This window comes from Microbacterium sp. C-MGS6, assembly GCF_058140415.1.
In genome coordinates this window covers 904663-931262 of the sequence record NZ_CM176934.1, presented here as the reverse complement: position 1 = coordinate 931262, position 26600 = coordinate 904663, and the positions used below count along the sequence as shown (strand labels likewise).

Annotated in this window: 31 protein-coding genes; 18 read left to right on the top strand and 13 right to left on the bottom strand. The window is 72.0% G+C overall.

Going from position 1 to position 26600, the window contains the following annotated elements; genetic code table 11:
- From AC3B5L_RS04575 to AC3B5L_RS04565, 3 genes are read left to right on the top strand one after another with little or no spacing between them, the layout of a single operon-like run.
- The gene (locus AC3B5L_RS04575; protein ID WP_025103732.1) at positions 1-978 is read left to right on the top strand and encodes a branched-chain amino acid ABC transporter permease; all 978 of its coding nucleotides are present in this window, start codon (positions 1-3) and stop codon (positions 976-978) included.
- Positions 968-1966: an ABC transporter ATP-binding protein gene (locus AC3B5L_RS04570; protein ID WP_187663426.1), complete on the top strand. Its 999-nt coding sequence runs from the start codon at positions 968-970 to the stop codon at positions 1964-1966. The genes AC3B5L_RS04575 and AC3B5L_RS04570 overlap by 11 nt, the downstream gene beginning before the upstream one ends.
- Entirely contained in the window at positions 1963-2730 is a 768-nt protein-coding gene (locus AC3B5L_RS04565; protein ID WP_187663425.1) for an ABC transporter ATP-binding protein, read from the top strand. The genes AC3B5L_RS04570 and AC3B5L_RS04565 overlap by 4 nt, the downstream gene beginning before the upstream one ends.
- Before the next feature lie 64 nt (positions 2731-2794).
- Here the strand turns inward: AC3B5L_RS04565 and AC3B5L_RS04560 are convergent, their stop codons facing one another.
- The 3 genes from AC3B5L_RS04560 to groES all read right to left on the bottom strand — a co-directional run bounded on the left by AC3B5L_RS04560 (position 2795) and on the right by groES (position 5556).
- Positions 2795-4051: an ABC transporter substrate-binding protein gene (locus AC3B5L_RS04560; RefSeq protein WP_187663424.1), complete on the bottom strand. Its 1257-nt coding sequence runs from the start codon at positions 4049-4051 to the stop codon at positions 2795-2797.
- 144 nt (positions 4052-4195) lie between these two features.
- Positions 4196-5128 carry an EamA family transporter RarD gene (gene rarD, locus AC3B5L_RS04555; protein WP_315637390.1) on the bottom strand — a complete coding sequence of 311 codons (933 nt, stop codon included), beginning with the start codon at positions 5126-5128 and terminating at the stop codon, positions 4196-4198.
- A gap of 131 nt (positions 5129-5259) precedes the next feature.
- Positions 5260-5556, bottom strand: coding sequence for a co-chaperone GroES (groES, locus tag AC3B5L_RS04550; RefSeq protein ID WP_017203655.1), 297 nt, complete (start codon positions 5554-5556; stop codon positions 5260-5262).
- Positions 5557-5706: 150 nt separating this feature from the next.
- Between groES and AC3B5L_RS04545 the strand changes: the two genes are divergently transcribed.
- The gene (locus AC3B5L_RS04545) at positions 5707-6912 is read left to right on the top strand and encodes a THUMP-like domain-containing protein (RefSeq protein ID WP_490096229.1); all 1206 of its coding nucleotides are present in this window, start codon (positions 5707-5709) and stop codon (positions 6910-6912) included.
- Positions 6913-6918: 6 nt separating this feature from the next.
- Here AC3B5L_RS04545 and AC3B5L_RS04540 read toward each other — a convergent pair whose 3' ends face one another.
- The 10 genes from AC3B5L_RS04540 to flgN are packed head-to-tail and all read right to left on the bottom strand — an operon-like array spanning position 6919 to position 15059.
- Positions 6919-8106 (bottom strand): hypothetical protein, encoded by a 1188-nt coding sequence (locus tag AC3B5L_RS04540; RefSeq protein WP_259955211.1) that lies wholly within the window; start codon positions 8104-8106, stop codon positions 6919-6921.
- Positions 8090-9154 (bottom strand): hypothetical protein, encoded by a 1065-nt coding sequence (locus AC3B5L_RS04535; RefSeq protein WP_268777193.1) that lies wholly within the window; start codon positions 9152-9154, stop codon positions 8090-8092. The genes AC3B5L_RS04540 and AC3B5L_RS04535 overlap by 17 nt, the downstream gene beginning before the upstream one ends.
- An 11-nt stretch (positions 9155-9165) precedes the next feature.
- A complete protein-coding gene (locus tag AC3B5L_RS04530) occupies positions 9166-9648 on the bottom strand; it encodes a hypothetical protein (protein WP_259955208.1) in 483 nt (160 codons plus the stop codon).
- Positions 9645-10733: a tRNA (adenosine(37)-N6)-threonylcarbamoyltransferase complex transferase subunit TsaD gene (gene tsaD / locus AC3B5L_RS04525; RefSeq protein ID WP_268777194.1), complete on the bottom strand. Its 1089-nt coding sequence runs from the start codon at positions 10731-10733 to the stop codon at positions 9645-9647. Before tsaD ends, AC3B5L_RS04530 begins: the two co-directional genes overlap by 4 nt.
- A complete protein-coding gene (rimI, locus tag AC3B5L_RS04520) occupies positions 10730-11218 on the bottom strand; it encodes a ribosomal protein S18-alanine N-acetyltransferase (protein ID WP_268777195.1) in 489 nt (162 codons plus the stop codon). The genes tsaD and rimI overlap by 4 nt, the downstream gene beginning before the upstream one ends.
- Complete coding sequence (tsaB, locus tag AC3B5L_RS04515) at positions 11215-11832, bottom strand: tRNA (adenosine(37)-N6)-threonylcarbamoyltransferase complex dimerization subunit type 1 TsaB (RefSeq protein ID WP_187663416.1); 618 nt, start codon at positions 11830-11832, stop codon at positions 11215-11217. Before tsaB ends, rimI begins: the two co-directional genes overlap by 4 nt.
- Positions 11833-11890: 58 nt before the next feature.
- Complete coding sequence (locus AC3B5L_RS04510) at positions 11891-12262, bottom strand: flagellar assembly protein FliW (protein ID WP_187663415.1); 372 nt, start codon at positions 12260-12262, stop codon at positions 11891-11893.
- Positions 12259-13140: a flagellar hook-associated protein FlgL gene (gene flgL / locus AC3B5L_RS04505; RefSeq protein WP_268777196.1), complete on the bottom strand. Its 882-nt coding sequence runs from the start codon at positions 13138-13140 to the stop codon at positions 12259-12261. Before flgL ends, AC3B5L_RS04510 begins: the two co-directional genes overlap by 4 nt.
- A 13-nt stretch (positions 13141-13153) precedes the next feature.
- Positions 13154-14563 carry a flagellar hook-associated protein FlgK gene (gene flgK, locus AC3B5L_RS04500; protein ID WP_490096228.1) on the bottom strand — a complete coding sequence of 470 codons (1410 nt, stop codon included), beginning with the start codon at positions 14561-14563 and terminating at the stop codon, positions 13154-13156.
- 13 nt (positions 14564-14576) lie between these two features.
- Positions 14577-15059: a flagellar export chaperone FlgN gene (flgN, locus tag AC3B5L_RS04495; RefSeq protein WP_025104341.1), complete on the bottom strand. Its 483-nt coding sequence runs from the start codon at positions 15057-15059 to the stop codon at positions 14577-14579.
- Between the two features lie 218 nt (positions 15060-15277).
- Between flgN and AC3B5L_RS04490 the strand changes: the two genes are divergently transcribed.
- From AC3B5L_RS04490 to AC3B5L_RS04425, 14 genes are all read left to right on the top strand, one after another.
- Complete coding sequence (locus AC3B5L_RS04490) at positions 15278-16081, top strand: sigma-70 family RNA polymerase sigma factor (protein ID WP_268777198.1); 804 nt, start codon at positions 15278-15280, stop codon at positions 16079-16081.
- Positions 16082-16162: 81 nt separating this feature from the next.
- Entirely contained in the window at positions 16163-16993 is an 831-nt protein-coding gene (locus AC3B5L_RS04485; RefSeq protein ID WP_197971868.1) for a flagellin N-terminal helical domain-containing protein, read from the top strand.
- 88 nt (positions 16994-17081) lie between these two features.
- On the top strand, positions 17082-18470 hold the full coding sequence (fliD, locus tag AC3B5L_RS04480) for a flagellar filament capping protein FliD (protein ID WP_490096227.1): 1389 nt from the start codon (positions 17082-17084) through the stop codon (positions 18468-18470).
- A gap of 2 nt (positions 18471-18472) precedes the next feature.
- Positions 18473-18859, top strand: coding sequence for a flagellar export chaperone FliS (fliS, locus tag AC3B5L_RS04475; protein WP_363445957.1), 387 nt, complete (start codon positions 18473-18475; stop codon positions 18857-18859).
- The gene (locus AC3B5L_RS04470) at positions 18856-19152 is read left to right on the top strand and encodes a hypothetical protein (RefSeq protein WP_363445537.1); all 297 of its coding nucleotides are present in this window, start codon (positions 18856-18858) and stop codon (positions 19150-19152) included. Before fliS ends, AC3B5L_RS04470 begins: the two co-directional genes overlap by 4 nt.
- A 112-nt stretch (positions 19153-19264) precedes the next feature.
- A complete protein-coding gene (gene flgB / locus AC3B5L_RS04465) occupies positions 19265-19606 on the top strand; it encodes a flagellar basal body rod protein FlgB (RefSeq protein ID WP_025104347.1) in 342 nt (113 codons plus the stop codon).
- Positions 19603-19998: a flagellar basal body rod protein FlgC gene (locus tag AC3B5L_RS04460; protein ID WP_071327494.1), complete on the top strand. Its 396-nt coding sequence runs from the start codon at positions 19603-19605 to the stop codon at positions 19996-19998. The genes flgB and AC3B5L_RS04460 overlap by 4 nt, the downstream gene beginning before the upstream one ends.
- Before the next feature lie 41 nt (positions 19999-20039).
- Positions 20040-20300: a flagellar hook-basal body complex protein FliE gene (gene fliE / locus AC3B5L_RS04455; protein ID WP_363445955.1), complete on the top strand. Its 261-nt coding sequence runs from the start codon at positions 20040-20042 to the stop codon at positions 20298-20300.
- Positions 20300-21922: a flagellar basal-body MS-ring/collar protein FliF gene (gene fliF / locus AC3B5L_RS04450; RefSeq protein WP_187663409.1), complete on the top strand. Its 1623-nt coding sequence runs from the start codon at positions 20300-20302 to the stop codon at positions 21920-21922. Before fliE ends, fliF begins: the two co-directional genes overlap by 1 nt.
- Positions 21919-22923 (top strand): flagellar motor switch protein FliG, encoded by a 1005-nt coding sequence (fliG, locus tag AC3B5L_RS04445; protein ID WP_187663408.1) that lies wholly within the window; start codon positions 21919-21921, stop codon positions 22921-22923. The genes fliF and fliG overlap by 4 nt, the downstream gene beginning before the upstream one ends.
- A complete protein-coding gene (locus AC3B5L_RS04440; protein ID WP_363445534.1) occupies positions 22913-23521 on the top strand; it encodes a FliH/SctL family protein in 609 nt (202 codons plus the stop codon). The genes fliG and AC3B5L_RS04440 overlap by 11 nt, the downstream gene beginning before the upstream one ends.
- Positions 23518-24810 (top strand): FliI/YscN family ATPase, encoded by a 1293-nt coding sequence (locus AC3B5L_RS04435; RefSeq protein WP_280570312.1) that lies wholly within the window; start codon positions 23518-23520, stop codon positions 24808-24810. The genes AC3B5L_RS04440 and AC3B5L_RS04435 overlap by 4 nt, the downstream gene beginning before the upstream one ends.
- On the top strand, positions 24807-25229 hold the full coding sequence (locus AC3B5L_RS04430) for a hypothetical protein (RefSeq protein ID WP_259955187.1): 423 nt from the start codon (positions 24807-24809) through the stop codon (positions 25227-25229). The genes AC3B5L_RS04435 and AC3B5L_RS04430 overlap by 4 nt, the downstream gene beginning before the upstream one ends.
- The gene (locus tag AC3B5L_RS04425; RefSeq protein WP_259955185.1) at positions 25226-26590 is read left to right on the top strand and encodes a flagellar hook-length control protein FliK; all 1365 of its coding nucleotides are present in this window, start codon (positions 25226-25228) and stop codon (positions 26588-26590) included. Before AC3B5L_RS04430 ends, AC3B5L_RS04425 begins: the two co-directional genes overlap by 4 nt.
- Positions 26591-26600 lie beyond the last annotated feature (10 nt).

Sequence of the window (26600 nt, the reverse complement as noted above, 5' to 3'; positions counted from 1 at the left end):
ATGGACTTCGGAAGCATCTTCGGCAACACCGCCTCCTACCTGTTCAGCCCGACGACGATCGCCTACGCGCTCGCGGCCACCGGCCTCGCTGTGCACTTCGGCTACACGGGTCTGCTCAACTTCGGCATGGCGGCCTTCATGGCGATCGGCGGCTACGGCTACGCGATCTCGATCCTCACCTTCGGCTTCCCGTGGTGGCTGGGCGTGCTCGTCGGCATCACCGGCGGAGCGCTCTTCGCCCTGCTGCTGGGCATCCCGACGCTGCGTCTGCGCGCCGACTACCTCGCCATCGCGACCATCGCGGCCGCGGAGGTCGTGCGCCTGATGTTCGTCACGGAGCTGTTCAAGGACTGGACGAACTCCGCCGGCGGGCTCTCCGGCTACCACCAGAGCTTCCGCGACGCCAACCCGTTCCCTCCGGGGACGTACGGCTTCGGCCCGTGGACGTACAACGCGAACGACCTCTGGGTGCGTGTGTTCGGTCTGCTCACCCTCGCTCTGACGATCCTCGTGGTCTGGGCGCTCATGCGCAGCCCGTGGGGCCGCGTGCTCAAGGGCATCCGCGAGGACGAGGACGCCGTGCGGTCGCTCGGTAAGAACGTCTTCGCGTACAAGATGCAGGCGCTCGTGGTGGGTGGTGTGATCGGTGCGCTCGGCGGCATCGTCTTCGTCCTGCCCTCGGCGGTCATCCCCGGCAGCTACTCGACGTCGCTGACGTTCTTCCTGTGGACGATCCTGCTCCTCGGCGGTGCGGCGACGGTCTTCGGCCCGACGCTCGGCGCCGTGCTCTTCTGGGTGGTGTTCGCCTTCCTCGGCGCGCTCCTCCCGGCGATGGCCACGGCCGGCTACCTGCCCATGACGAGCGCACAGGCCGACGTGGTGCGCTACATCCTCATCGGCATCGTGCTGATGCTCATCGTCGTGTTCCGCCCGCAGGGCATCCTGGGGAACAAGAGGGAGATGACCTTTGTCAAGTGAGAACGACGCGGCCGTCACGCCCGCGAAGAGCGCTCCCCGCGCCAAGACCACCGGCCTCGCCGCGGGTCCCGCCGCCCCCGGAGTCAAGAAGGTCGACCCGATCCTCGTCGTGGACGCGGTGCAGCGGCGCTTCGGCGGACTGACCGCCGTCGACGTCGATCACCTCGAGATCCCGCGTGGCGCCATCACGGCACTCATCGGCCCCAACGGCGCCGGGAAGACCACACTGTTCAACCTCCTCTGCGGGTTCGACAAACCCAACAGCGGTACCTGGTCGTACGACGGCAAGAGCCTCTCCGGCATCCCGTCCTTCAAGGTCGCCCGGATGGGCCAGGTGCGCACCTTCCAGCTCACCAAGTCGCTGTCGCTGCTGACCGTGCTGGAGAACATGAAGCTCGGCGCGAAGGACCAGCGCGGCGAGGGCTTCTGGGCCGGGCTCTTCCCCTTCCTCTGGCGCGCGCAGGAGCAGGAGATCGAGCAGCGGGCCCACGAGCTCCTCGTGCGCTTCAAGCTCGACGCCAAGGAGCAGGACTTCGCCGCCTCCCTCTCCGGCGGTCAGCGCAAGCTCCTGGAGATGGCACGGGCGCTCATGAGCGACCCGAACCTGGTGATGCTCGACGAGCCGATGGCCGGGGTGAACCCCGCCCTCACGCAGTCGCTCCTCGACCACATCCTCGACCTCAAGGACCTCGGGATGACGGTGCTCTTCGTGGAGCACGACATGCACATGGTGCGTCACATCGCCGACTGGGTCGTCGTGATGGCCGAGGGGCGCGTGGTGGCCGAGGGGCCTCCGGAGACCGTCATGGAGGACCCCGCGGTCGTGGACGCCTACCTGGGCGCCCATCAGGACGTGGACCTCGGCGCCGTCACCGGCCGCCTCCCGGTGATCTCGGACGCCGACGCGGAGCGCATCCGCGAGCAGATCGAGACGGAGGTCGAGGCCGAGGTCGAGGCCGAGGACGCCGCCGAGGAGGACAAGGCATGAGCACCGCGATCCCCGCCGAGGGCACCCCCGAGACCGGCGACGTCATCGTCGAGCTGAAGGACGTGCACGCCGGCTACCTGCCGGGAGTGAACATCCTCAACGGCGCGAACCTCGTCGCCCGCCAGGGCGAGCTCATCGGCATCATCGGCCCGAACGGCGCCGGGAAGTCGACGCTCCTCAAGGCGATCTTCGGCATGGTGAACGTCCGCGAGGGCGATATCACCGTCAAGGGCGAGAGCATCGTCGGCCTCAAGGCCGACAAGCTCGTACGCCGCGGTGTCGCCTTCGTGCCGCAGACGAACAACGTGTTCCCGTCGCTCACCATCCAGGAGAACCTGGAGATGGGGCTCTACCAGAACCCGAAGATCTTCGCGGAGCGGCTCGAGTTCGTCAGCAGCATCTTCGCGGAGATCGGCAAGCGCCTGAAGCAGCGTGCGGGCTCGCTCTCCGGCGGCGAGCGCCAGATGGTCGCCATGTCCCGCGCGCTCATGATGGACCCGTCCGTGCTGCTGCTGGACGAGCCGTCCGCCGGCCTCTCCCCCGTGCGGCAGGACGACGCCTTCATCCGCGTCTCCGACATCAACAAGGCGGGCGTGACGACGATCATGGTCGAGCAGAACGCCCGTCGGTGCCTGCAGATCTGCGACCGCGGCTACGTGCTCGACCAGGGGAAGGACGCCTACGAGGGCACCGGTCGGGAGCTGCTGAACGATCCGAAGGTCATCGGCCTCTACCTCGGCACCCTCGGGACCGACGCCGCCTGAGACCCCGCGCCGCACGAGGAAGGCCCCGGATGCCGAAGCATCCGGGGCCTTCATCGTGCGGTGTTTACTTGATGCGCGAGGTGACGTTCTCGGCGTCGAACTCGTAGACGCCGATCGCGGCACCCTTCGGGTCGTTGTTCTCGTCGAACGTGATCTCGCCGGAGAGGCCGTCGTAGTCCGGCGTGCCGCCGTCGTTGATGATCGCGGCGCAGTCGGCGAAGTTGTCGCACTTCTCGCCGTCGCCGTCGCCGCCGGAGACGGTGATCATCTCCGCCGCGATGTCCGGGCCCTCGACCGAGCCGGCCTTCAGCGCCGCCAGAGCGATGAGGACCACGGCGTCGTACGCCTCGGCCGAGTAGGTCACGGCGTCGATCGGGTCGTTGCCCTCGGCCGTCCAGACCTCGTTCAGCTGGTCGAGGAAGTCCTGCGGCAGCTCGGCGCCGGCGCGGGTGCCCTTCGAGCCCTCGAGGCTGACCGGGATGTCGGCGCCCCAGTCCTTGAGGTTGCCGTCGACGAGGTACAGCGAGCCCGTGTCGACCCCGGCGTTGCCCAGCAGCGGCGCGATGGTGGCGAACTGGTCGTAGGAGACGACAGCGACGGCGTCCGGGTTCGCCGCGGCGATCTCCGAGACCTGCGCGTTGAACTGACCGTCACCCTGGTTGTACGACGCATCGGCGACGACCTCGCCGCCGGTGCTCTCGAACGTGGCCTTGATCGCCTCGAACAGGCCCGTGCCGTACGGGTCGTTCTGGTAGATGATGCCCAGCGTCTTGTGGCCGTCCTCGGCGATCTCGTTGCCGAGGACCTCGCCCTGGAGGTTGTCGCTCGGTGCGGTGCGGAAGTACAGCGGGTTGATGCCCGTGAAGTCCGGCGAGGTGTTGGACGGGGACACCGTGAGGATGTCCGCACCCGCGTTGCCGTCGAGGATGAGCTTGGTGACGCTGGAGGACGCCGCGCCGATCATGGCGGTGATGTCGCCGTTGCGCAGGTTGGTGATGGAGGTCTCGTAGGCCTTGTTGTCGAGGTCGCCCTCGTCGCCCGTGCTGAGGTCGATCGTGATGCCGGCGTCGGCCTCGTTGATCTGGTTGACGGCGAGCTGGACGCCGGCCTCCATCGGCGCGCCCAGGAACGCGAGCGTACCGGTGGCGGGCAGCAGCGAACCGAGCTTGAGCGTCAGGTCGGCGGCGGGCTTGTCGCCGCCCCCGTCCGACGGCTCCGCATCGGGCGTGCTGCTGCAGCCCGCGATGATGAGGGCGGAGGCGCTGACCAGCGCGATCCCGGCGAAGATCCTCGCGCTGCGCGAGCCCTTCAGTGCGTTCATGATGCTCCCTTGCGTAAACGAACGTGGATGATGACCACAGTCGGGTGCTCTAACACTAGGGCGTGCGCCCCGCGCGCAGGAGGGGCAAGTATCTCGGTGCGTTAACGATCCAGGGTCGCCGTTTCCGGGCGCGGGCAGGACCGATCAGAGCGCCGCGGCGCGGGTGGCACGACGGCCGCGACGCGCGGCGAGGAGCAGATCGACGACGAAGACCGCGATCGCGACCCACACCAGGAGGAACCCGATCCAGCGCTCCGGCGGCATCGGCTCGTGCAGCACGACGACCCCGATCACGAACTGCAGGACCGGGGTGAGGAACTGCAGCATCCCGATGATCGTGAGGTCGACGCGACGCGTGCCGGCCGCGAACAGCAGCAGGGGGACAGCCGTGGCCACCCCCGCGAAGGCGAGCAGCACGGCGTGCGGCCAGCCCGCGGTCCCCATCGTCAGGCCGACGGGCGTCGTCGCCACGATCACGAGCTGCACCACCGCGATGGGGATCAGCCAGAACGACTCGAGCGTCAACCCGCTGACCGCGTCGACGGCAGGGCCGATCTTCTTCTTGATGAGCCCGTACAGACCGAAGGAAGCGGTGAGGGTCAGGGCGATCCAGGGGACGTGGCCGTACGCCACGATGATGACGACGACCGCGACGGCCGCGATCCCGACCGCCGCCCACTGCAGACGGCGGAGGCGCTCCTTGAGGACGAAGACGCCGAGCAGCACGGTGGTGATCGGGTTGATGAAGTAGCCGAGCGCCGTCTCCACCACGTTCTCGCTCAACGTGCCGAGGACGAAGACCTGCCAGTTGACGTAGATGAGCAGGCCGGCGAGGGCCGTCCACCCGAGCAGTCGCGGACTCCGGACGATCGCGAGGAAGGCGGGCCATCCCCTCGTGACGGTGAGCAGCAGAAGACAGAAGACGAAGGAGAGCAGCACCCGCCAGGCGACCACCTCCCACGGTCCGGTGGGCTGCAGCAGGAGGAAGTAGAGCGGCAGCACGCCCCACAGGAGGTATGCGCTCCCGGCGTAGGCGACGCCCGCCGTCCGGGTGGCGCGGGTCGTCTCGGGGGTCACCGCACAACCCTATGCCCGCGAGGACGAGGGCCGCGCCGCTCCGGACGCGGAAGAGGGCCCGGATGCCGAAGCATCCGGGCCCTCTTCGGACCGGGTTCCCGTCCGCCGTGCAGAGGGAACCGAGTGTGCGATCAGCGGACGACGACCGCCAGGACGTCGCGAGCCGACAGGACGAGGAACTCGTCCGCGCCGAACTTCACCTCGGTGCCGCCGTACTTGCTGTAGAGCACGCGGTCGCCGACGGCGACGTCGAGCGGAACGCGGTTGCCGTTGTCGTCGATGCGGCCGGGGCCGACCGCCACGACCTCGCCCTCCTGGGGCTTCTCCTTGGCGGTGTCGGGGATGACCAGGCCACTCGCGGTGGTCTGCTCGGCCTCGACCTGCTTGATGACGATGCGGTCCTCGAGCGGCTTGATGGAAACCGACACGGTCTACCTCTTCTTTCTTGACGCTGACACGAAAGACTCGTTCGCACTCTCAACCCGAGAGTGCTAATGCCAGTGTAGGCGGTCGGCTGGCACTCATGCAATGCGAGTGCCAACCCGGGTCACACGTCACGCGGGTCCTAGGCTGGGAGGGTGGAGATGTCCGAGCTGCGCGCCCTGCTGACCCCCGCCGGCCTCGAGCTGCTCGACGCGCTCGGGCCGGTCACCTCCACCGCCGAGGCGGCCGCAGCCGTCTCCCGACTGCGTGCTGCGGGACACTCCCCCGACCTCGTCTCCGCCGTCGTCGGGCAGGCGCACCTGCGCGCCAGGGCCGCGGCGAAGTTCGGCCCCTTCGCCGCCCGCATGCTCTTCACCCGCGCGGGCCTCGAGCAGGCCACCCGCCTCGGCGTGGCCGCCCGCCACGCCCAGCGGATCCGCCGAGCCGGCCTCACGAGCGTCGCGGACCTCGGCTGCGGGATCGGCGGCGACGCCCTCGCGTTCGCCGGCGCGGGACTGGCGGTCCATGCGGTGGACGCCGACGAGGTGACCGCGGCCCTCGCCGCCTACAACCTCGCCCCGTTCGGGGACGACGCCACCGTCCGGCATGCCACGGCCGAGGACGCGCTCGGAGAGCCGGTCCCCGGCCAGGCGATCTGGATGGATCCCGCCCGCCGCACCTCCGGACACAGCGAGACCCGGCGCGTCTCCGCCGACGACTACTCGCCGTCCCTCGACTGGGCGTTCGCCGTCGCCGCGCAGCGCCCCACCGGGATCAAGCTCGGCCCCGCCCACGACCGCGACGCCCTGCCCGCGGACGCGGAGACGCAGTGGGTCAGCGCCGACGGCAGCGTCGTGGAGCTCGTCGTCTGGTCCAGGGAGCTGGCCAGGGAAGGGGTCCGGCGCTCGGCCCTGGTGATCCGCGGCGAGCGCTCGCACGAGCTCACCGGCCCTGCCGATGCCGAGGACGCTCCGGTCCGACCGCTCGGGGCCTTCCTCCACGAGCCGGACGGCGCCGTCATCCGGGCGCGCCTCATCGGCGACGTCGCCCGCAGCCTCGATGCGGGGATGCTCGACCCGCGCATCGCCTACCTCACCTCCGATGCCGCGCTGACGAGCCCGTTCGTGCAGTCCTTCCGCGTCCGGGAGACGCTGCCGATCACGCCGAAGACGATCAACGCGGCCCTGAAGACGCACGGCATCGGCCGCATCGAGATCAAGAAGCGCGGGGTCGACGTCGACCCCGCGGCCTTCCGGCGCAAGCTGACCCTGCGCGGCGACGCCGAGGCGACCCTGATCCTCGCCCGCTTCGGCGATCAGCGACGCGCGATCCTCGCCGACCGGGTGCCCGCCGCGGACTGAGAGCGATCAGTCGTCCGGGTCGCGGCCAGGGATGTCGACGCGGATCGGATCCCCCGGCGGCCCGGTGGTCACGAGATACGACTCGCCCGTCGCCTCGTCGACCACGGCCGGGCCCGAGGTCACCGTGAGGTACGGCATCTGCCAGCGGGTGAAGGCCACCTCGACCACGGACGCCGACAGCAGCTCTCCCGTCTCCTGATCCACGTCGAGGAGCTGCACGCGCAGCCCGGACTGGAGCGCCTCGTCGAGGGTGGCGCACTGCCGCGAACCGTCGGCGTCGACGATCAGGCAGCGCTGGGCGGGGCCGGTCGTCGTACGGCGGTCGCCCAGCCACACCGGCTGCTCGCGGAACGAGCCGAGGAGGGTGAGGTTGAGGTCATAGCCGTCGCGGATGAGTTCCTTCACCCTCGGGCGCTGCTCCTCCCCGAACTGGGCGAAGAGCGTGGAGCTTCCGCCCCACCGCTGGATGCTCACCATCGGCTCGTCCGCGGTGGAGAACAGCATCACCGCCGTCACGCTGTCGGTGGAGAACGAGTCCTCGTCGTCACCGGCATCGGAGGCCGCCACGGGGAGCGCGGCGTACAGGCCCGGCCCCAGCTCCTCCTCCGCTGCCAGACAGGTGGATTGGGAGTCCTCACCCACGTCGAGGATCAGGCACCGGGTGGCCCCGTCATCCTGCGTGGCGAACCAGGCGAGCGCGCCCTCCGCCTCCGCCACCGGACGCACGGAGCCGGGGTCGTAGTCCTCCCCGGCGAGTTCGATCCGTCGCTGCTCCTGCGTCTCGGTCAAGGGGAACGCCTCCGACCGCGGGGCGAACAGCGCCCACCCCGCCCCGACGCCGATCGCCAGGAGGGCCGCTGCCGCCACGAGCACCGGCACGACTCCGCGCGCCCGCATCGGCGCGCCCGTCTCGACGGGTGCGGGTGGTGCTCCGGCCGCGGCGAGCGGCGATGCGTCGGAAGCCGGCGGCGGATCGGACTCCCGACCCTCGTCTTCCGCCACCGGGAGCGCCTCGGAGGCTGTCGTCGGCCGTTCCTCCGCCGGAAGCTCCTGCCGTCGATGCTCCTCCTGGAGCTCGCGCAGGCGCCGGGCACCGGCGGCGTCGAGTCCGCCGTCCCGACCATAGGCCGCGCGCTCCAGTGCTCGGCGCTCCTCCGCCGCAGCGGAGCCCTGGCGGTCAGTCTCCTCCCGCACCGACGTCGCTCCCCTCTCGGATGATCACGAACGACCCGAAACCGGAGGTCGGCAGCTCGTAGGTCGTCATTCCGCCGGTCTCCGCGTCGGTCACCTGCAACCGCAGCCGACCGTCGTGCTCCTGCAGCGTCTCCGTCGTCTCACAGGCCCGCGGCGCGTCGGCCGTCGCCCCGTCGTAGATGAGGCACTGCCGACCCGTCTCCCCTTCGGAGGCCGTCCAGATCGGGACGTCGCGGTCGTACCCGGCGACCCAGATCGAGTTCGGGTCGAAGCCGTCATCGGCCAGGCGCTCGGCGGTCCGCGTCTCCGCCTCGTTCGCGTAGGTGGGGCCACCCTCGCCGGAGCCGTACTCCGAGACATCGACGCTCACCGCCGGTTCACCGTCGGGCGTGAGGAGCAGATGGGCCATGACCTGGCGCGTGTACTCGTCGTCGCGCTGGGTCGTCACCTCGCCCCAGAGGCCGTCCTCCTGCACCGCTTCCCGCTGGTTGCAGCTCGGCGTCGTGCTCTCCCCTGCGCCCAGGACCAGGCAGATGCTCGCACCGCCGTTCTGCGTCGCCACCCAGATGACCGCGTCGTCCTCCGTCGCGAGCGCGCGCACCGAGCCCGGGTCGAATCGTCCGGACGCGACGAGATCGGACTGCCATCCCTGCTGCTCGGCGCTGAGGGAGACCGCTGTGCCGCCGCTCCGGCCGAACGCCAGCCATCCCACGCCGACCCCGAGGAGGAGCACGACGACCGCGCCGAGCGCGAGCATGCCGAGGGAACGGCGCCGCCGCCTCTGAGCCGGAACGTCGCTCTGAGCGGTGACGATGTCCGCGGACTCCTCGTCCGGCTCCACGGGCGCGTCGTCTCCGGCCGACGGCTCGTCGTCGTCCTCTGCAGCGGCGAAGGAGCCGAGGGACGGCGGAGGTCCCGGCGACGGGCGTCGCCGGGCGGCGTCGAGCTGTCGCAGGCGCGCGGCCTCCGCGTCCGTGAGGCCTCCGCCTGGGCCGAAAGCCTTGCGCTGCAGGGCCCTGCGCTCCTCGACGTCGTCGTCGTCCGTCATGGCCAGCCCGCCTAGCCGAGTCTCTCGAACTGCATCCCCGCCCAGACCAGCCATCCCAGGCTGTACACGGTCGCGCACAGGCCGAGCACGAGGGCCCAGCGCGCGATCGCCCGGTTCTCCACGGGGCGCCGGAGGGACATGATGGCGGCGATCACCGCGACGATCGCGACCGGGATGCCCCACCCGACGAAGAACGACGCGCCGAGGGCGACGATCGCCGCCAGCAGCGCCCACGGGGCCAGGCGGGTGTCGTCGACGACGGCGGGCTCGACCGCCGGCTCCCAGCCCTCGTCCTCTCCGTGGTCGAGGTCGGGCCCGGTCACGACGACGGGCTCGATGCCGACCGGACCGGTCGGCAGCTTCGTGTAGCCCTCGCGCGGCGCTCCGGGAAGGCGCGCCGTCCCTGCCGGGCGTTCGACCTGCCCGCTCGCGCGCTCGACCCGCGCACGGGGCGTGGCCCCGTCCGACTCCGGCTCCTGCGCGAGCCCGGTCACGCCGGCACCGCCTCCGCGACCTGGATCTCGGTGACCGGCAGGGTCGAGTCGGCGCCGAAGCCGAGGGTCGATGCGGGGCGCCCGGACGCGATGAGCTCAGCGGCCAGCGCCGCGATCATGGCGCCGTTGTCCGTGCAGAGCGACAGCGGAGGGATGCGCACGGTGACGCCGGCCTCGGCGGCCCTGGCGAGGGCGACGTCGCGGAGCCGACGGTTCGCGATCACACCGCCGCCCAGGAGCAGCCGCGGCACTCCGAGGTCGGCGCACGCGTTGAGCGCCTTGGTGACCAGGACGTCGACGACGGCCTCCCGGAAACTGGCAGCGACGTTGGCGATCGGGAGGTCCCGGGCGTCGGCACCCGCCTCGGCGTTCTCGGCCTCGAAGCGCTCGATCCAGCGGGCGACCGCGGTCTTCAGCCCGGAGAACGAGAAGTCGTAGCGATGCTTCGCGAGGTCGGAGGCGCGGGACAGCCCGCGCGGGAAGCGGATCGCGTCCGGGTTTCCGCCCACCGCGGCCCTGTCGATCTCGGGGCCGCCGGGGTAGGGCAGGGACAGCAGTCGGGCGACCTTGTCGAAAGCCTCGCCCGCGGCGTCGTCCACGGTCTCGCCGAGCAGCTCCACGTCGGTCGTGAGATCGCGCACGTGGAGCAGGGAGGTGTGGCCGCCGGAGACCAGCAGCGCGATCGTCGGATACTCCAACGGCGCCGAGTCCGGCGTCAGGATGTCGGCCGCGATGTGACCGACGAGGTGATTGACCGCATACAGCGGTTTGTCCAAGGCGACCGCGAGTCCCTTCGCCGCCCCCACACCGACCATGAGCGCTCCCGCGAGGCCCGGACCGCTGGTCACGGCCACCGCATCGAGGTCGGCGAGACGGACGCCGGCCTCGGCGAGCGCGGCGTCGATGGTCGGCTGGAGGGCCTCGAGATGCGCGCGGGCGGCGACCTCCGGCACGACGCCGCCGTACCGGGCGTGCTCGTCCATGCTGGAGGCGATCGTGTTGGACAGCAGCGTACGACCGCGCACGATGCCGATGCCGGTCTCGTCGCAGCTCGTCTCGATGCCGAGCACCAGGGGCTCACTCATGCGGTCGCCTCCTCCGGCGTGTCGGCGGGCGCCGGGTGGCGGCGCAGATCCAGACGCATCACGATCGCGTCCACGTCATCCGGCTGATAGTAGCGGGGGCGCCTGCCGATCTCCTCGAAGCCCTCCGCGCGATACAGTCCTTCGGCCGGAGGGTTGTCGGCGCGCACCTCGAGGAACACCTCGAGCGCCCCGCGGTCGGCGGCCGCCTTCAGCAGCGCACGCAGCAGCGCGCGCCCGCGGCCCTGACCTCGGACCTCGGCGAGGAGAGCGATGGTCTGGATGTCGGCGTCCGCACCGCCCTGCAGCGCCCGGACGCCGCCGTATCCGACGATCGCCCCGCCCCGCTCGTCGACGAGGTAGCGACCGTGCGGGCTCGCCAGCTCGCTCGCCATGGTCTCCCGGCTCCACGCATCGGTCGGGAACGCGCGCTGCTCGATGGCCATGATCGCGTCGAGATCGTCCGGCCGCGCATCCCGCAGCGTCATGCGCCCACCTTCTTCGGGGCGCCGGGCAGGGACACATCCGGGTGCCGCAGGTAGAGGGGTTCGTCGCCGGCGAGGACCCGGCCGGCGGCGAGTGCGCGCGCCCCCACCCTGGCGAGGTCGGCTGCGGACAGCGTCGTCACGTCGACCCGGCGGAGACCGGCGAGATGATCGTCGGCGTCGGCGGCCCGCACGAGCACCGTGTCGGCGATCGTGCGCGGGATCCCGTCCTCGTCCTGTCCGTCGAACACGGTGACGGCGACCTCGCGGCGGCGGGCGTCGGTGACGACGGCGAACGGCCCGGTCACCGTGGACTGGATCGTCAGCGCGGCCGCCGTGTGACTCGGGACCGGCACCACCGGGATGCCGCGGCCGAGGGCGAACGCCCGCGCGGTCGCGATGCCGATGCGCAGTCCGGTGAACGGACCGGGGCCCATGCCGGCGACGACGTGAGTGATGCCGTCGGCTCCCCCCTCCCGGAGTACGTCGTGGACGAGGTCGCCGATCACCTCGGCGTGGCCCAGCGGATCGGCGGTACCGGCCTCGGCACGAGACGTCCCGTCCGGGTCGATGAGGGCGACGGCGGTGCCAAGGGACGTGTCGACGGCGAGGATCACGTCTCCAGGGTAGTCGTCACCCCGCCCGTCACGCCCGGCGCCCCGGCACCCGCGCGGGTCAGCCCAGCGGCGCCCGCACCGGGTAGTCCTGGCCTTCGAGGATGACCTGGGTCGCCGCTCCCGTCGCCCGGTTCACGACGACCGGCGCCAGCAGGTTGACGCTGACGCCGTCGGCGCCGGGGTGGGCCACCACGAGCACGAAGGCGTCGTCCGCCGAGGCGAGAGCGAGGTCGGCCACCTGGGCGTCCGTGAGGATCGGCGCGTACTCCGCCAGGACCGTGTTCGGGTCGACGAGGTAGAGCCGCAGGGCGTCGTCCTCGACCGCCCGCATCGCGAAGAGCCCGTCCGCACCGTCGACGGGTGCGAGGGCGAAGTCCACGTGCGGAGCCAGCCCGGGCGGTGGGGCCGTGAAGGTGAGCACGGCGGTCATCGCAGGAAGTCCATCAGCGTCGGCTGCAGCACGCGCGCGTTGACGGCGAGCGCCGAGCGGTAGACGAGCTCCTGCGCCTGCAGGCGGATGAGCACCTCGACCGAGTCGACATCCTCGACCGCGGCGCGGCGGGACTCGAGGGACACGGAATTCTGCACTGCCGCCTCCTTGGCGCGTTCGATCTGAGCCTGTCTGGTGCCGACCGCGCCCTGCACGCCCAGCATCGCCGTGCGGCGGTCGTCGATCTCCCCGAGTCGGGGCCCCACGTTGGTGCCGGAGCGGAGATCGGCGACGATGCGGTCGACGAGGGCGAACACCGAGTCGTCTCCGGTGCCGAACACCGCCGCACCGTCCGTGTCGACGCGGACGGCCGCCGCATCGGACACGCGGCGGGTGACCTCGGAGCCGGCGACACCGCTGTAGGAGTAGTCGGACCCGAAGGCCGCGGTGTCCGACGTGCCGGCGAAGACGGACCGGCCGAGCAGCCGGGTGTTCGCCTGCGCGAGCAGCTCGTCGCGGATGCCCTCCAGTTCCACCGCGAGGGCCTCCTTCGCCGTCGCGTCCAGCGCCCCGTCGTTGGCCCCTTGCGCGGTGAGGTCCCGCACCCGCGAGAGCAGGGACGTGCTGGAGGTGATCGCCGTATCGGCGGCAGTCACCCAGGCCAGGCCGTCGTCGATGTTGCGCGCATACTGCTCGGTGCGCCGCTGCTCGGCGTGCAGGGCGAGGGCGGCCGCCGCCGCTGCCGGGTCGTCCGAGGGGGCGGCGAACGCCTTCTGCGACGTGGCCTGCTCCTGCAGACGGGCAAGTTCGGAGAGGTTGGACTGCAGCTGGCGCATCGCCGTCTGCGTCATCGTGGTCTGGGTCACGCGAGAGATCATGGAGCTTCTCCGATCAGCGTCCGACGACGCCCGTGCGTTTGATGAGCACGTCGAGGGCCTCGTCGACGGCGGTGAGCACGCGGGCCGCCGCCTGGTAGGCGGTCTGGTACGTGAGGAGGCTGATCGTCTCCTCGTCGCCGTCCACGGCCGCGACGGACTGCTGCGCACCGACGGCGCCGACAGCCGCCGCATCCGACACCTTCGCGCGTTGCACGTCGGCCGCGGTGGCGACGCCGAAGCGGGTCACCTGATCGGTCCACAGTGCGTCCGGAGAGGTCGCGCGCCGCCCGATCTGGGAGATGAGGTCGGCGTTGGTCGCGTCCTTGGCTCCGGCCCCGGGGGCGGCGAGGGCGAGGTCGGCCGCCGTGCTGACGGCCACCTGCATCCCGAGCGCGGCGGAGCCGGTGGCCGGGAGGGTGAAGAAGTCGCCGCCCGGCTGTCCGGACGCCGTGACGCCGGCGCGGTGCTGGGCGTTGAGCGACTCCGCGAGCGCCGTGGCGACGCGGTCGTATGTCGCGGCGAGCTGCGCCAGCATCCCGCCGTCGGCGGCCGGGGCGAGCACCGCGAGGGAGCCGCCCAGCTCTCCCCCGTCGACGACGAGGGGAAGATCCGGCACCGACTCCCAGGCGACCCCGACGCGCGGAGCGCCGTCGATCGTCGCCGAGCCGGTCAGCGCGATGTGACGGGCGTCGCCGCCGGAGACCAGGGCGTTGCCGCCGAGGCGGACCGTGAGCGTGCCGTCCGTCTCCACGGTGGCCGTCGCGCCGGCGAGCCGGGCCACGTCCTCCGCGAGCAGGTTGCGGCGGTCGGTGAGCTCGTTGGCCGATCGCCCCGAGGCCAGCGCCTCCCGGATCTCGCTGTTCAGCACCGCGATCTGGTCGGCGGCGGCGTTGACCTGGCTGACGGTGCGCTCGGCGGTCCCGCGGGCGGCCGTCCACTGCGCGGCGACCGTGCGGTAGCCGCCGGAGACATGGGCGGCGAGCTCCTTCGCCGACTCCAGGATGCTCGCGGCCGCCGCACCCGAATCCGGGGTGTTGGCCAGGTCCTGCCAGCCCGCCCAGAAGCTGGTCAGCCGGTTGGCGAGGCCCTTGTCGGTCGGCTCCGCGAGGGCCGACTCGGCAGTCGTCGCTGCCAGCGCGCGGGTGGCCCAGTAGCCGGAAGCGCCGAGGGTGTCGCGGACCCGGGCGTCGAGCAGCGCGTCACCGAGGCGGGACACCCCGTCGATCGAGACGCCGTGTCCGGGGAGCGCGCCCATGCTGAAGCGGCCCGTCTGCGCGACGGCGGCGATCGAGGAGGTCTCGACGCGCTGCCGCGTGTACCCCTCGGTCTTCTGGTTGGCGATGTTCTGCCCGACCACGTCCATGCCCCGCCGTGCGGCGGCGAGGCCGCTGGCGGCGGTGGTCAGTCCACTGAAGGTCGACATGAATCCCTCTCGGTCACATCTCGGTGTCGATGATGCGGGCGGCGTCCTCGCGGGCGCGGTCGCCGCGGGTGGTGTATTCGCCGCTCTCCTGGCCGAGAGCGGCGATGGTCTCCTGCGTGGCGCGGAGCACTCCGCTGAGCTGCTCCGCGGCGGCGTCGCGCATCTGCTCGACCTCCGCTGTCAGCTTCACCAGCGCACGCATGTGGTCGGTGAAGACATCGCCCCAGGCTCCGTCCGGAGCGTGCTCGATGAGCTGACCGATCGTCGCGTCCTGAGGAGCCCCCCACTCCTCGGCGACACCGGCGACCTCGACGGCCCTGGCCAGGCTCGCCGCGCGGAGGCGGTCGAGCACCTGATCGATCTCCCTGGCCGCGAACTGGATCCAGTGCGACCGGCCGGCGGCGAGCAGCAGCTGCTGCTCGTCGAGCTTGAAAAGCAGCATCTCGAGCAGCTCGCGCTCGCGCCAGAGCTGCATCGATAGTTCGTTGGCTCCCATGATCCCCTTTGTCCCCAGCGATCCCCCGCCCCACGCGGGTGCGATCGGCCCGCCTGCTAACGGTTCATAAATCTCTATCGGCCGCCGCGCCCCTAAGGTTACTATGTGCATTGGCGGCGGTTAGTGCTCCCCATGGACATATCTCGGACCTTGTGATATGGCCATCTATCCCTCGCCATGAGCTTCCGGAGTGCATCCAGAGAGGTGGATCATCCCCCATGTCGTCGCGCGCTGAGCGCAACCGCCTCGTCGAGGCCAACCTCCCCCTGGTCGGCTACCTCGCTGCAGACACCCATGCTCGGGCTACCCATATCCCCCGCGAAGAGCTCGCCGCCGTCGGCGCGCTCGCCCTCGTGACCGCCGCCGACGCGTACGACCCCGCGCTCGGCGTCCCCTTCGGCGCCTACGCCCGTCGACGCATCCTCGGCGCGTTCGCCGACGAGATGCGCGCCATGGACTGGGCGTCCCGCGGCATCCGCAAGCGCATCAAGGAGACGGTCGCCGTCCGCGAGACCCTCACCGCCGCGTTCGGCCGCACGGCGACCGCCACCGAGATCGCCACCGCCATGGGCTCCCCCAAGGAGGTGGTCGTCGAGGCCCTCGCGGACGCCGCACGCACCGTCGCCCCGCTGGACGACCCCGCCACGCGCGATCTCGTCGCCGACATCCCGCTGCCGGAGGAGTCGGCGATGGTCGGCGAACGGCGTGAGGTGCTCGAACACGCCATCGGCGCCCTCCCCGAGCGCATGCGGCGCATCATCGTGGCCGTCTACATCGAGGAGCGGCCCGTGAAGGAGATCGCCGAGGAGCTGGGCGTGACCCACTCGGCCGTCTCGCAGCAGCGGTCGGAGGCCGTGCGCCTGCTCCGCGACGCCCTCGACCGGTACTTCGCCGAGGGCGGCACCGAGACCACGACCACCACCCGCGTCTCGCCTGCCGCACGCGACGCGTATTTCGGCCGCATCGCCGAGGCCGCCGGCGTCCGGATCGGCGACGTCTTCCGCGCCGCCGCCCCCGCCTAACGCGTCCGCATCCTCCGCCGATAGGTCAGGGCAGGAGACCACGGATGGTCTCCCGTACAACACATCACGGAGGAAACCCTCATGGGTATGCAGATCAACACCAACGTGGGCGCGCTCAACGCCTACCGCAACCTGTCCAACACGCAGAACGACCTGTCGAAGTCGCTCGAGAAGCTCTCGAGCGGTCTGCGCATCAACCGCGCAGCGGACGACGCCGCCGGCCTCGCGATCTCCGAGGGCCTGCGTTCGCAGGTCAACGGCCTGAACGTCGCGGCTCGCAACGCCCAGGACGGCATCTCGGTCATCCAGACCGCAGAAGGCGCCCTGACCGAGGTGCACTCCATCCTGCAGCGCGTGCGCGACCTGACCAACCAGGGCGCGAACGACTCGAACAACGCGAAGTCGCGCGAGGCCATCCAGACCGAGATCTCCGCCCTGGGCGACGAGCTCACCCGGATCGCGTCGAGCACGAACTTCAACGGCATCAAGCTGCTCTCGGGCGGCGCGACGCTGACGTTCCAGGTGGGTGCGGGCGCGGTCGCCGCCGAGGACCAGATCTCGGTGGGCCTGACCAACTTCGCCACGCTCGGCGCCGACATCAAGACGCTCGCGGCCGGCATGACGGACGCGGCGACGTACGGCGCGGCTCTGGCGGGCATCGACACGCAGATCCAGGCGGTCTCGACCGCACGTGCCGGCTACGGTGCGCTGCAGAACCGCTTCGAGTCGACCATCAACAGCCTCAACGTGTCGGCCGAGAACCTCGCCGCCGCCGAGAGCCGCATCCGCGACACCGACATGGCGTCCGAGATGGTCAAGTTCACGTCCGCGAACATCCTGTCGCAGGCGGGAACGGCCATGCTGGCCCAGGCCAACCAGGCCAACCAGGGCGTGCTCCAGCTGCTGCGCTGACCCGCGCCGCCGCACGGAATCACTCCGGGGGTCCGGGTGACGGCTTCGGCCGTCGCCCGGGCCCCGCCGCACACAGAAGGGAAGCCGCATGTCGCTCTCGCTCGACGGCCTCGTGTCGGGGCTGAAGACCACCGAGGTCATCAAGGCGCTGATGGACGTGCACGCCATCCCCCGCACGCTGCTCAAGGCCAAGATCGACGACAAGAACGTCGTCATGACGCAGCTGCGCACCCTCAACACCGCCGTGCAGAACCTCGCCGCCGCCGCCGAGAAGGCCGCAGCGCCTGGCGGTCTCGACCGCTTCACCGGCACCTCGTCGTCGGAATCGGTGAAGGTCGCCCTGCGCACCGGCGCCGCGCCCGTGTCGACCGACATCGTCGTCGACCGCGTCGCCCAGGCGCACACCGTCGTCTCCGCCGCCACTTCCCGCTGGCCCGCGGACCCGCCCGTGCTGACCCTCGAGGACGCCACGGGGAAGCGCGTGCAGGTGCAGGCCGACTCCACCTCGATGCAGGACATCGCCCAGGCCATCAACGACGCCGACACCGGCGTCCTCGCCACCGCCGTCCCCGCCGGCAAGGATGCCGACGGCACCCCCGTCTACCGCCTGCAGCTCCGGGCCGAGGAGTCCGGCGAGGCGGGACGTTTCCGCGTCTACGCGGGAGACCTCGCCGCCGTCACCGCCGGCACCGCCACGGACGTGTCCACGGAGCCCGGGGCGGCCGTCATCGCCGCGGGCACGGACGCGCAGCTGCGCCTCTGGGCCGGCACCGCGGCCGAACAGGTCATCACCTCGTCCGGCAACACCTTCACCGATCTCTTCGAGGGCGTCGACGTCACGGTCTCCACCGTCTCGACGTCCCCCGTCACCGTGACCGTCGCCGTCGACAGCGAGGCCAGGGCCAAGGCCTCCGGCGAGTTCATCGCCCTCCTCACCGACATCTTCACCCGCATCGACAACGGCTCGAAGGCCACCGTCGCCGCGGGACAGGGCGAGAAGACGACGCTCGGCGTCTTCACCGGCGACAGCACCATCCGCGGCCTGCGGACCGCCCTCGCCGACGCCATCCAGCACCCGGTGGACGGGGTCTCCCCCTCCACGGTCGGCATCTCGACCGACATGTACGGCAAGCTCACCTTCGACGAGGAGAAGTTCTCCGAGGCGCTGGCGAAGGACCCCGCGGCCGTCGGCGGTCTCTTCTCCGCGGTCGCGGCGCGTGTGGAGCAGACGGCGACGTCCTACTCGGACAAGTACGACGGGCTGCTCACCTCGCGGATCACGGGCCAGGAGAGCGAGGTCAAGAGCCTCGGCGAACAGATGGAGCGCTGGGACGTGCGCCTCGCGCAGCGCAAGGCCTCGCTGGAGCGCACCTACGCCCGCCTCGAGGTGATGCTGTCGCAGATGCAGTCGCAGTCCTCCTACCTCGCCTCGCAGATCAACTCGCTGCCGAGCAGCCGTTCCGGGTCGGACTCGTGAGCATGAACGCCGCCCTGCGCGCCCAGCAGCGGTACCGCGAGGACGCCATCCTGTCCGCCCCGCCGGAGCGCCTGGTCACGATGCTCTACGACCGGCTCCTGCTCGACATCGAGCGCGCGGAGACGGCGCAGCGGGCGGCCGACTGGGCCGAGGCCAACACCCAGCTCCAGCACGCGCAGGCGATCGTGGCCGAGCTGTCGTCCTCCCTCACCGACGAATGGAGCGGCAGTGCCGGACTGCGCTCGCTGTACGTGTTCCTGTCGCAGACGCTGATCGGCGCCAACATCGGCCGCGACCCGGAGCGCACCCATGCCTGCCGCGAGCTCGTCGTGCCGCTGCGCGACGCCTGGCACACCGCCGCCCTGGCCGTCGCGGAGGGCCGCGCATGACGGACGAGGACTGGGCCGCGCTGCTGGACAGGCTCGAGGCGGACGCCGACCGGATCCTCGCCGCGCCGGCCGGATCCGTCGAGGTGCATGACATCATCCCCTGGGCGCCGCCGTCCTCGCCGCTCCCGCCGCACCTCGCCGACCGCGCCCGCGCGGTGATCGACCGGCAGCACGCCGCCATGGAACGCGCCCGGTCGGAGCTCGACGGGCTGCGGCAGCACCTCGGCGCCGTCCGCCGGGTTCCGGCACCCCGCCCGCCGGATGCTCCCGCCTACCTCGATGTGGACGGGTGAGCGACCCTCCTAACGAAACCGCACGAACGGCCGACAGTCTCCCGAGAGCACGGATGGCTCGCAAGACTCGGCCAGGGAACGGCCACTTCGCCCACACACGGGGAGCCGGTTCGTGTTCGACTCTGTGACCATCACCGCACTGACGAGTGCGCTGAACGGCCTCTCGCTGCGCCAGCGAGCCATCGCCGACAACATCGCCAACATCAACACCCCCGACTACCACGCCAAGCGTGTGCAGTTCGAGGCGGCGCTCGCCGACTCGATCGCCGCCGGCGACGGGGACGTGTCCGCCACGGTCGGGACCTCGCTCGAGCCGACGCGCTTGAACGGCAACAACGTGAACCTCGACACCGAGACCCTCTCCAGCATCGACACCATGTTGCGCTACCAGTTCGCGACCCAGGCCGTGAACGGGTCGTTCTCCTCGATGCGCACCGCGATGAGGACGTCATGACCTTCGACGCCATCGGGATCGCCGGCACGGGGCTGACCGTGCACCGGAAGTGGCTCGACGCCATCAGCGACAACATCGCCAACATCAACACCGCGACACCCACCGACGGCGCGGCGTTCCGGGCACGCTACATCCTCGCCCAGACCAGCGACCAGTCTCCCGGCGTCTACGTCGCCGGGACCGTGCAGGGCGACGCGGAGGGCCGGCTCGTGCACCAGCCCGACCACCCGCTCGCCGATGCCGACGGCTACGTGCGCTACCCCGACATCGACCTGGGAGACCAGATGAGCCAGCTGATCCTCGCGCAGCGCGGATACCAGGCGAGCGCGGCGATCGTGGACCGCGCCCGCAACTCGTACGAGGCGGCGCTGCAGATCGGACGGAACGCGTGAGCGCCGTGGCCGGCATCGAGGCCGTCGCCTCGTCCCTCGGCATGACCACCTCGCCCGTCACGGGCGCGAAGACGGGCGACGACACGGCCTTCGCGAACAGCGTCACCGGGGCGATCGACGAGCTGCGCTCGCTGCAGTCCGAGTCCGACTCCCTCAAGGTCGCGGCCGTGACCGGGGACCTCGACGACATCCATGCGGCGATGATCGCGTCCTCGCGCGCCGCCGTCACCCTCGAACTCGTCGCCGCCGTCCGCAACAAGGGCGTCGACGCGTTCAACGAGATCATGCGGATGCAGGCCTGATGCCCCCGGCAGTGACCGGGGCGTTCCAGCGGATGCGGCGGGTGGTCGCCGGATTCTCGCTCGCGCAGCGGACCATCGCCATCATCGGCATCGCGGTGCTCGCGCTCGGCATCATCGCGCTGTCCAGCTGGCTCAGCCGCCCCACCTACACCCCACTGTTCTCGGGATTGAACGCCTCGGACGCGAACGCCGTGGTGGAGCAGCTGCGCTCCGCCTCCGTGCCCTACGAGCTCGCCGACGGCGGCGCCACGGTGCTCGTCCCCGAGAAGGACGTGTACGACCAGCGGCTCGCCGCCGCCTCCGCCGGGCTGCCGAGCGCCGGATCGGCCGGGTACTCGCTGCTGGACGACATGGGTGTCACCACGAGCGAGTTCCAGCAGTCGGTCACCTACAAGCGCGCGATCGAGGGCGAGCTTGCCGCGACGATCTCCGCCATCGACGGCGTCTCCGCGGCCTCGGTGCAGCTCGCCATCCCGGAGGAGAGCGTCTTCGTGTCGGAGACCGTCGATGCGACCGCCTCCGTGTTCGTGGAGACCGCCGGACGCACGACGCTCGACCAGAAGCAGGTCGAGGCCATCGTGCACCTCACCTCGGCGGCCGTCAGCGGCATGAAGCCGGAGAATGTCGCCGTGGTCGATCAGACCGGGCGCACGCTCTCGACCGTGGGCGGCGGGGCCACCGGCGGACTCGATCAGCAGGCGAGCGACTACGAGGCCCGCGTGGCCGCGAGCGTGCAGCAGATGCTCGACACCGTGGTCGGCCCGGGGAATGCGACCGTGACCGTCGTCGCCGAGATCGACCGCTCGGTGAACGAACGCGTCGAGGAGACCTACACCCCGGCCGAGGGCGCTCCCCCGCTCACCGAGGAGGTCCGTGAGCAGAACAGCAACGGATCGACCTCCGAAGCCGGTGTCCTGGGTCCGGACAACATCGCCGTGCCGAACGGGAACGGCGACGGCACCTACACGAACACCGAGGAGACGCGCACCAACGCCGTCAACAAGGCCACGGAGAGCACCTCCACTCCCGCCGGCACCCTGCTGCGGCAGTCCGTGTCGGTCGCCGTGGACGCCGGGGCCGGGGGCGACCTCAGCTCCGCCCAGCTCAGCGACCTCGTGGCCACCGCCGCCGGCATCGACCGCACCCGCGGCGACGAGCTCGCCGTCGAACTCGTCGCCTTCAGCCAGACCGATGCCGAGGCCGCGCAGGCCGCGCTGCAGGCGGCGAAGGAGGCCGAAGAGGGTGCCCGTCAGGCCGCCCTCCTGAACACCGTCATCATCGCGGCCGCCATCGCCATCCCGCTCATCGCCGCGATCGCCGCCCTCATCATCCGCTCCCGGCGGAAGGCACGCGGCGTGGAGGAGTTCGACCAGCTCTTCGGCGATCGTCCTGTCGAGCTGTCCGCGCTCTCGGCGGACGCGCCGACGGCCGTGCTGGAGGCGCCGACCACGCCGCTCGCCTTCCTCGAGCCGGTACCCGACCTCGACCCGGATCCCGAACCCGAGCCCACGCAGATCAGCCTCGAGCGCCGCCGCGCCGAGATCGCCGCGCTCACCCGTCAGGATCCGCAGCGCACCGCGGAGCTGCTGCGCACCCTCATCGACGACAGGTCGCGGGTATGAGCGGACTGACGGATCGGCAGACGGCCGCGATCGTCCTGATGAACCTCGACCGCGCGCAGGCCGTCGAGGTCATGAAGCACCTCTCCGAGGCGGAGGCCGAGGCCGTCGCCGCCGAGATCATCGGGCTGCAGGATCTCGACGCGGAGACCACGGTCCAGGCGCTGGGGCAGTTCCATCGCATCGCCGCGGGGCACCTCCCGCCGGCGCGCGGCGGACGCGACATCGCCGCAGGCCTGCTGGAGGCCTCGTTCGGCTCCGAGCGGGCGGCAGCCGTGCTCGGCCGGGTCGGCTCGACGTCGATGAGCGCGTCGTTCGACTTCCTCGCCTCCGCCGACGCCGCCCACCTCGCCACGCTCCTCGACGGGGAGCTGCCGCAGACCGTCGCCCTGGTGCTCGCCCATCTCCCCGCCGAACAGGCCGCCGCCGTCCTCGCCGCGCTGCCCGATCCGGCGCGGACCGACGTCGCCCAGGCCATCGCCACCATGGGCACCGCCTCGCAGGAGGCCATCGTCATCGTCGCCGACGCCCTCAAGGCCCGGACCGGCAGCCTCGCCTCGCGGGACAGTCCCGAGGTGCTCGGCGGCGTCGAGCCGCTCGTGGAGATCATCGGGCGGTCGGGAGCGACGATCGAGAAGGCGCTGCTGGCCAGCATCGAGGACCGCGACAGCGCCCTCGCCGAGGACATCCGCTCGCGCATGTTCACGTTCGCGGACATCGTCAAGCTCGACGACCGGGACACCCAGCGCGTGCTGCGGGGCATGGACATCCGCTCCCTGGCTCTCGCCCTCAAGGGGGCGCAGCAGCCGATCGTCGACCTCATCCGCCGCAACGTGTCCGAGCGCAACCGCGAGAACCTCGACGAGGAGGCCCGGACGCTGGGCCCGGTGCGCGTCTCCCAGGTCGAGGAGGCGCGGGCCGAGATCGTCCGGACGATCCGTGCCCTGGAGGCCGCGGGAGACATCACCGTGCAGCGGGCGGACGAGGACGAATATGTCTACTGACGCCTTCGCCCCCGCTGCCTTCCCCCGGCTCGGCGGCTCCGACCACCGGACGGAACAGGAGCGCGCCCGCCGCCGCGGGTACGCGGAGGGACACGCCGCGGGCTTCCGGGCGGGCGCGGCCGACGCCGACGCCGCCCGTCGCGTCGCCGAGGCCGAGCTGGCCGAACGGGAGCGCGCCCGCGCCGCGGACGTCGCCGCCGCCGTCGCCGCCCTGCACGCCGCCGCGCGGTCCCTCGCCGCCCGAGAGGCGGAGCTGGAGTCCGCTGCGACGAGCCAGGTGCACTCCCATGCGATCGACCTCGCGGAACTGATCCTCGCCGCGGAGCTGAGCGACGCAGGAGCGTCGGCCGCCGCCGCGGCCCGCCGCGCCCTGAGCGCGACCGATGCGGCCGCCGTACGTCGCCTCCGTCTGCACCCGGACGACCTCCGCGTCCTCTCCGCGGAGGCCGGCGACGACATCCCCGGACTCACGCTGGTGCCCGACGAGACCCTCACCCGCGGCGACGCCGTGGCCGTGCTGGAGCACGGTGTCATCGACGCCAGGGTGGGGACCGCCCTCGACCGGGCGCGCCGCGCGGTCGCGGAGGCCGCGCCGTGAGCCCCTGGACGGCGGTGCTCGAGGCGGCGCGTCCGGAACGGATCGGCGAGGTCTCGCAGGTCCGCGGCCTCAGCGTGCAGGTCCGCGGGCTCGACGGCGCCGTGGGGGACGTGGTGACGCTCGACGGCATCGACGCCGAGGTCGTCGCGACCGGGGAGGACGGGCTGCGCTGCATGCCGCTCGCCTCGGTCGCCGGGCTCACCGTCGGCGCCCCCGTGCGCGGCCGCGGCGGCCCGGTGCGGGTTCCCACCGGATCGGCGCTGCTCGGCCGGGTCCTGGACGGGCTCGGACGCCCCATCGACGGGAAGGGTCCGCTCGCGGCGCCGCACGTGAGCCTGGATCACGACACCCCCTCGATCATGGAGCGCGACCGCATCGACACCGCGCTCCCCCTCGGCGTGCGCGCCCTCGACACCCTCGTCAGCGTCGGCCGCGGACAGCGCGTCGGCCTGTTCGCGGGGTCAGGGGTCGGGAAGTCGTCGCTGCTGTCGATGATCGCCCGCGGCACCGAGGCCGAGGTCACCGTGATCGCCCTCGTCGGCGAGCGCGGTCGCGAGGTGCGGGAGTTCATCGAGGACGATCTGGGGCCGGAGGGACTCGCCCGCTCCGTCGTCATCGTCTCGACCTCGGACCAGCCGGCCATGGCCCGCATCCGTGCCGCGTTCACCGCCACCCGGATCGCGGAAGCCTTCCGTGACGAGGGCGCCCACGCGATCCTCATGATGGACTCGCTGACCCGGGTCGCGATGGCCCAGCGCGAGATCGGGCTCTCCGCGGGTGAGCCGCCGGCCACCCGCGGCTACCCGCCGTCCACCTTCTCCCTCCTCGCCGGGTTGCTGGAGCGCGCCGGCACCGACCGCGCCGGGTCCATCACCGGCATCTACACCGTGCTCGTCGACGGCGACGATCACAACGAGCCCATCGCCGACACGGTCCGCTCCATCCTCGACGGCCACGTCGTGCTGGATCGCGCGCTCGCCCTCGCCGGCCACCACCCCGCGATCGACGTCCTCGGGTCCGTGTCCCGCGTGGCCGGCAAGATCACGAGTCCGGAGCGCCGTGCACAGGCGGCCACCCTCCGCGCCGTGCTCGCGGCCCGACGCCGGGCGAACGACCTCATCGACATCGGCGCCTACCACGCCGGTGCCGATGCCCGCATCGACGCGGCGATCGCACACGAGCGCGCCATCTCGGCCTTCCTCACCCAGCCGCTCGACGAGACGAGCGCGATCGAGGAGTCCTGGGCGCGGCTGGACGGCCTCGTCTCCGCCTTCGAGGGGGTATCATGAGCAGAGGGTTCTCTCTCGCCGGTCTCCTGCGCGTGCGGGAGATCCAGGAGCGCGCCGCCGCGCAGCGCCTCTCGCGCGCGGTCATCGACGCGCAGCACACCGAGGCCAGGGACCGGGCCCTGCGCGCACACCTGGCCGGTACCGACACGGAGGCCGTCGACGTGCGCACCCTCGCTGCGCTCGCCGCGGCCCGGGTCTCCGGGCGGGCGCTGCTCGCCGACCTCACCGCGCTGGCCGACCTCCAGCAGGAGACGGTCGCGGAGGCGCGGTCCGCGCACGCGGACGCCCGGCGCACGCTCCGCGGCCTCGAACGACTCGCGGACAACCACGCGGTAGCCGTGCGGACGGCCGACCTGCACGCCGAGCAGGCGGAGCTCGACGAGATCGCCGCACGCTCGCGGACGGAGGGGACGGCATGACCGCGCTCGACCTCCTCACCGCCCTGGATGCCCGCCCCGTGCGTCCCTCCGCCCCAGCCGCACGCGCCGGCTCGCCCGGTGCGACCGCGTTCGCCGAGGCTGTGCGCGATGCGGTGCGGGAGACGGCGGCCCCCGGTCCCGGTGCGACCGACGACACCGGCAGCGCCGCGGAGACCACGACCGAGGCCGAGCCTGCGGCCGCCGTTCCGGTCGAGGGCGCCGCGACCGTCTCGCCGGTGCTCCCGGCCCCGTCGACGCCCGCGGGTGCCGGCGCGCCACTCGTGCCAGCCCTCTCCGCCGAATCGGACGCACCTCCGGCGACGACGGAGACACCCACGGCGGTCTCGCCTCCGCGCCTCCCGTCCGCCGCCGGGCAGGACGCCCTCCTCGTACCCGGCGAGGGCACGGCGGGCGCGGCGGCGACGCCCGCCTCCGGGGAGACCGCGGGTACCGCCTCCTCCGCCTCGTCGTCCGATGCCGGGGACGCCGTGGCGGCCCCGCTCCTCCCGACGTCGGCGCCGCCGGTCGCACCGTCTCCGGACCCGGCGACCGTCCGACCGGGCCTGCGGCCCCCCACCCCGGGTCGAGAGACCGGAGAAGTCGCGCCCCCCGGCACCGCCGTCGGGAACGGGACGGCCACCGGAACCGACCTCTCCCTGCCCCGAGTCTCCGCAGCCGCGCCGGCTCGCACGTCGATCGTGCCCTCACCCTCCGCTGCAGAGGCGACGACCGCCGACGACACGGTCCCGGTGCCGGCAGCACCCTCGATCCCCGCATCGGTCTCCGCGCCGGCCGCGGCCCCGCCGAGCGTCGATCCCGTGGCCGCGGGGTCCGCTGCCGCCCCGAGCCCGGTCGCCGCCACCGCTCTCGCCCCCGCGGCACCGCCGAGCGCGGTCGCCGCGCCGGCCCGCCCGGCTCTCCTCCCGCAGGTGGCGGCCCCCGTGGTGTCCCTCGCCCAGGCCCCGGACGGAGACCACCGGATCACGCTGACCGTCTCGCCGGAGAACCTCGGCCCCGTGACCGTGCGCGCCCTCATCGCCGGGTCCACGATCCGCATCGAGCTGCACGCCCCCGGCGAGCTCGGGCGGGACGCGCTGCGCGCCATCCTCGGCGACCTCCGTCGTGATCTCGCGATCGCCGCTCCGCAGGCGACCCTCAGCCTCACCACGTCGGACGGCTCGCCCTCCTCGCCGCAGCACGGAGGGACGGGCGGTCAGACCGGGAACGGCGGCGCCGATGCCCAGCGGCACCAGGCGACCGCGCGCGCCTCCGCCGTCCCGCCGACGCCGGCAGAAGTTCCACCCCCGCCCCCTCCCGCACCGCCCGTCGCTCCGCTCGGCGGCATCGACGTCTACGCCTGACCAGAGAGGA

What these genes read in the sequence shown, in the direction of transcription:
- AC3B5L_RS04575 (WP_025103732.1), top strand. Translation starts at nt 1, where the DNA reads ATGGACTTCGGAAGCATCTTCGGCAACACCGCCTCCTACCTGTTCAGC.
- AC3B5L_RS04565 (WP_187663425.1), top strand. Translation starts at nt 1,963, where the DNA reads ATGAGCACCGCGATCCCCGCCGAGGGCACCCCCGAGACCGGCGACGTC.
- AC3B5L_RS04560 (WP_187663424.1), bottom strand. Translation starts at nt 4,051, where the DNA reads ATGAACGCACTGAAGGGCTCGCGCAGCGCGAGGATCTTCGCCGGGATC.
- AC3B5L_RS04535 (WP_268777193.1), bottom strand. Translation starts at nt 9,154, where the DNA reads ATGACGGACGACGACGACGTCGAGGAGCGCAGGGCCCTGCAGCGCAAG.
- tsaD (WP_268777194.1), bottom strand. Translation starts at nt 10,733, where the DNA reads ATGAGTGAGCCCCTGGTGCTCGGCATCGAGACGAGCTGCGACGAGACC.
- rimI (WP_268777195.1), bottom strand. Translation starts at nt 11,218, where the DNA reads ATGACGCTGCGGGATGCGCGGCCGGACGATCTCGACGCGATCATGGCC.
- AC3B5L_RS04510 (WP_187663415.1), bottom strand. Translation starts at nt 12,262, where the DNA reads ATGACCGCCGTGCTCACCTTCACGGCCCCACCGCCCGGGCTGGCTCCG.
- flgL (WP_268777196.1), bottom strand. Translation starts at nt 13,140, where the DNA reads ATGATCTCTCGCGTGACCCAGACCACGATGACGCAGACGGCGATGCGC.
- flgK (WP_490096228.1), bottom strand. Translation starts at nt 14,563, where the DNA reads ATGTCGACCTTCAGTGGACTGACCACCGCCGCCAGCGGCCTCGCCGCC.
- flgN (WP_025104341.1), bottom strand. Translation starts at nt 15,059, where the DNA reads ATGGGAGCCAACGAACTATCGATGCAGCTCTGGCGCGAGCGCGAGCTG.
- AC3B5L_RS04490 (WP_268777198.1), top strand. Translation starts at nt 15,278, where the DNA reads ATGTCGTCGCGCGCTGAGCGCAACCGCCTCGTCGAGGCCAACCTCCCC.
- AC3B5L_RS04485 (WP_197971868.1), top strand. Translation starts at nt 16,163, where the DNA reads ATGGGTATGCAGATCAACACCAACGTGGGCGCGCTCAACGCCTACCGC.
- fliD (WP_490096227.1), top strand. Translation starts at nt 17,082, where the DNA reads ATGTCGCTCTCGCTCGACGGCCTCGTGTCGGGGCTGAAGACCACCGAG.
- fliS (WP_363445957.1), top strand. Translation starts at nt 18,473, where the DNA reads ATGAACGCCGCCCTGCGCGCCCAGCAGCGGTACCGCGAGGACGCCATC.
- AC3B5L_RS04470 (WP_363445537.1), top strand. Translation starts at nt 18,856, where the DNA reads ATGACGGACGAGGACTGGGCCGCGCTGCTGGACAGGCTCGAGGCGGAC.
- AC3B5L_RS04460 (WP_071327494.1), top strand. Translation starts at nt 19,603, where the DNA reads ATGACCTTCGACGCCATCGGGATCGCCGGCACGGGGCTGACCGTGCAC.
- fliE (WP_363445955.1), top strand. Translation starts at nt 20,040, where the DNA reads ATGACCACCTCGCCCGTCACGGGCGCGAAGACGGGCGACGACACGGCC.
- fliF (WP_187663409.1), top strand. Translation starts at nt 20,300, where the DNA reads ATGCCCCCGGCAGTGACCGGGGCGTTCCAGCGGATGCGGCGGGTGGTC.
- fliG (WP_187663408.1), top strand. Translation starts at nt 21,919, where the DNA reads ATGAGCGGACTGACGGATCGGCAGACGGCCGCGATCGTCCTGATGAAC.
- AC3B5L_RS04440 (WP_363445534.1), top strand. Translation starts at nt 22,913, where the DNA reads ATGTCTACTGACGCCTTCGCCCCCGCTGCCTTCCCCCGGCTCGGCGGC.
- AC3B5L_RS04430 (WP_259955187.1), top strand. Translation starts at nt 24,807, where the DNA reads ATGAGCAGAGGGTTCTCTCTCGCCGGTCTCCTGCGCGTGCGGGAGATC.
- AC3B5L_RS04425 (WP_259955185.1), top strand. Translation starts at nt 25,226, where the DNA reads ATGACCGCGCTCGACCTCCTCACCGCCCTGGATGCCCGCCCCGTGCGT.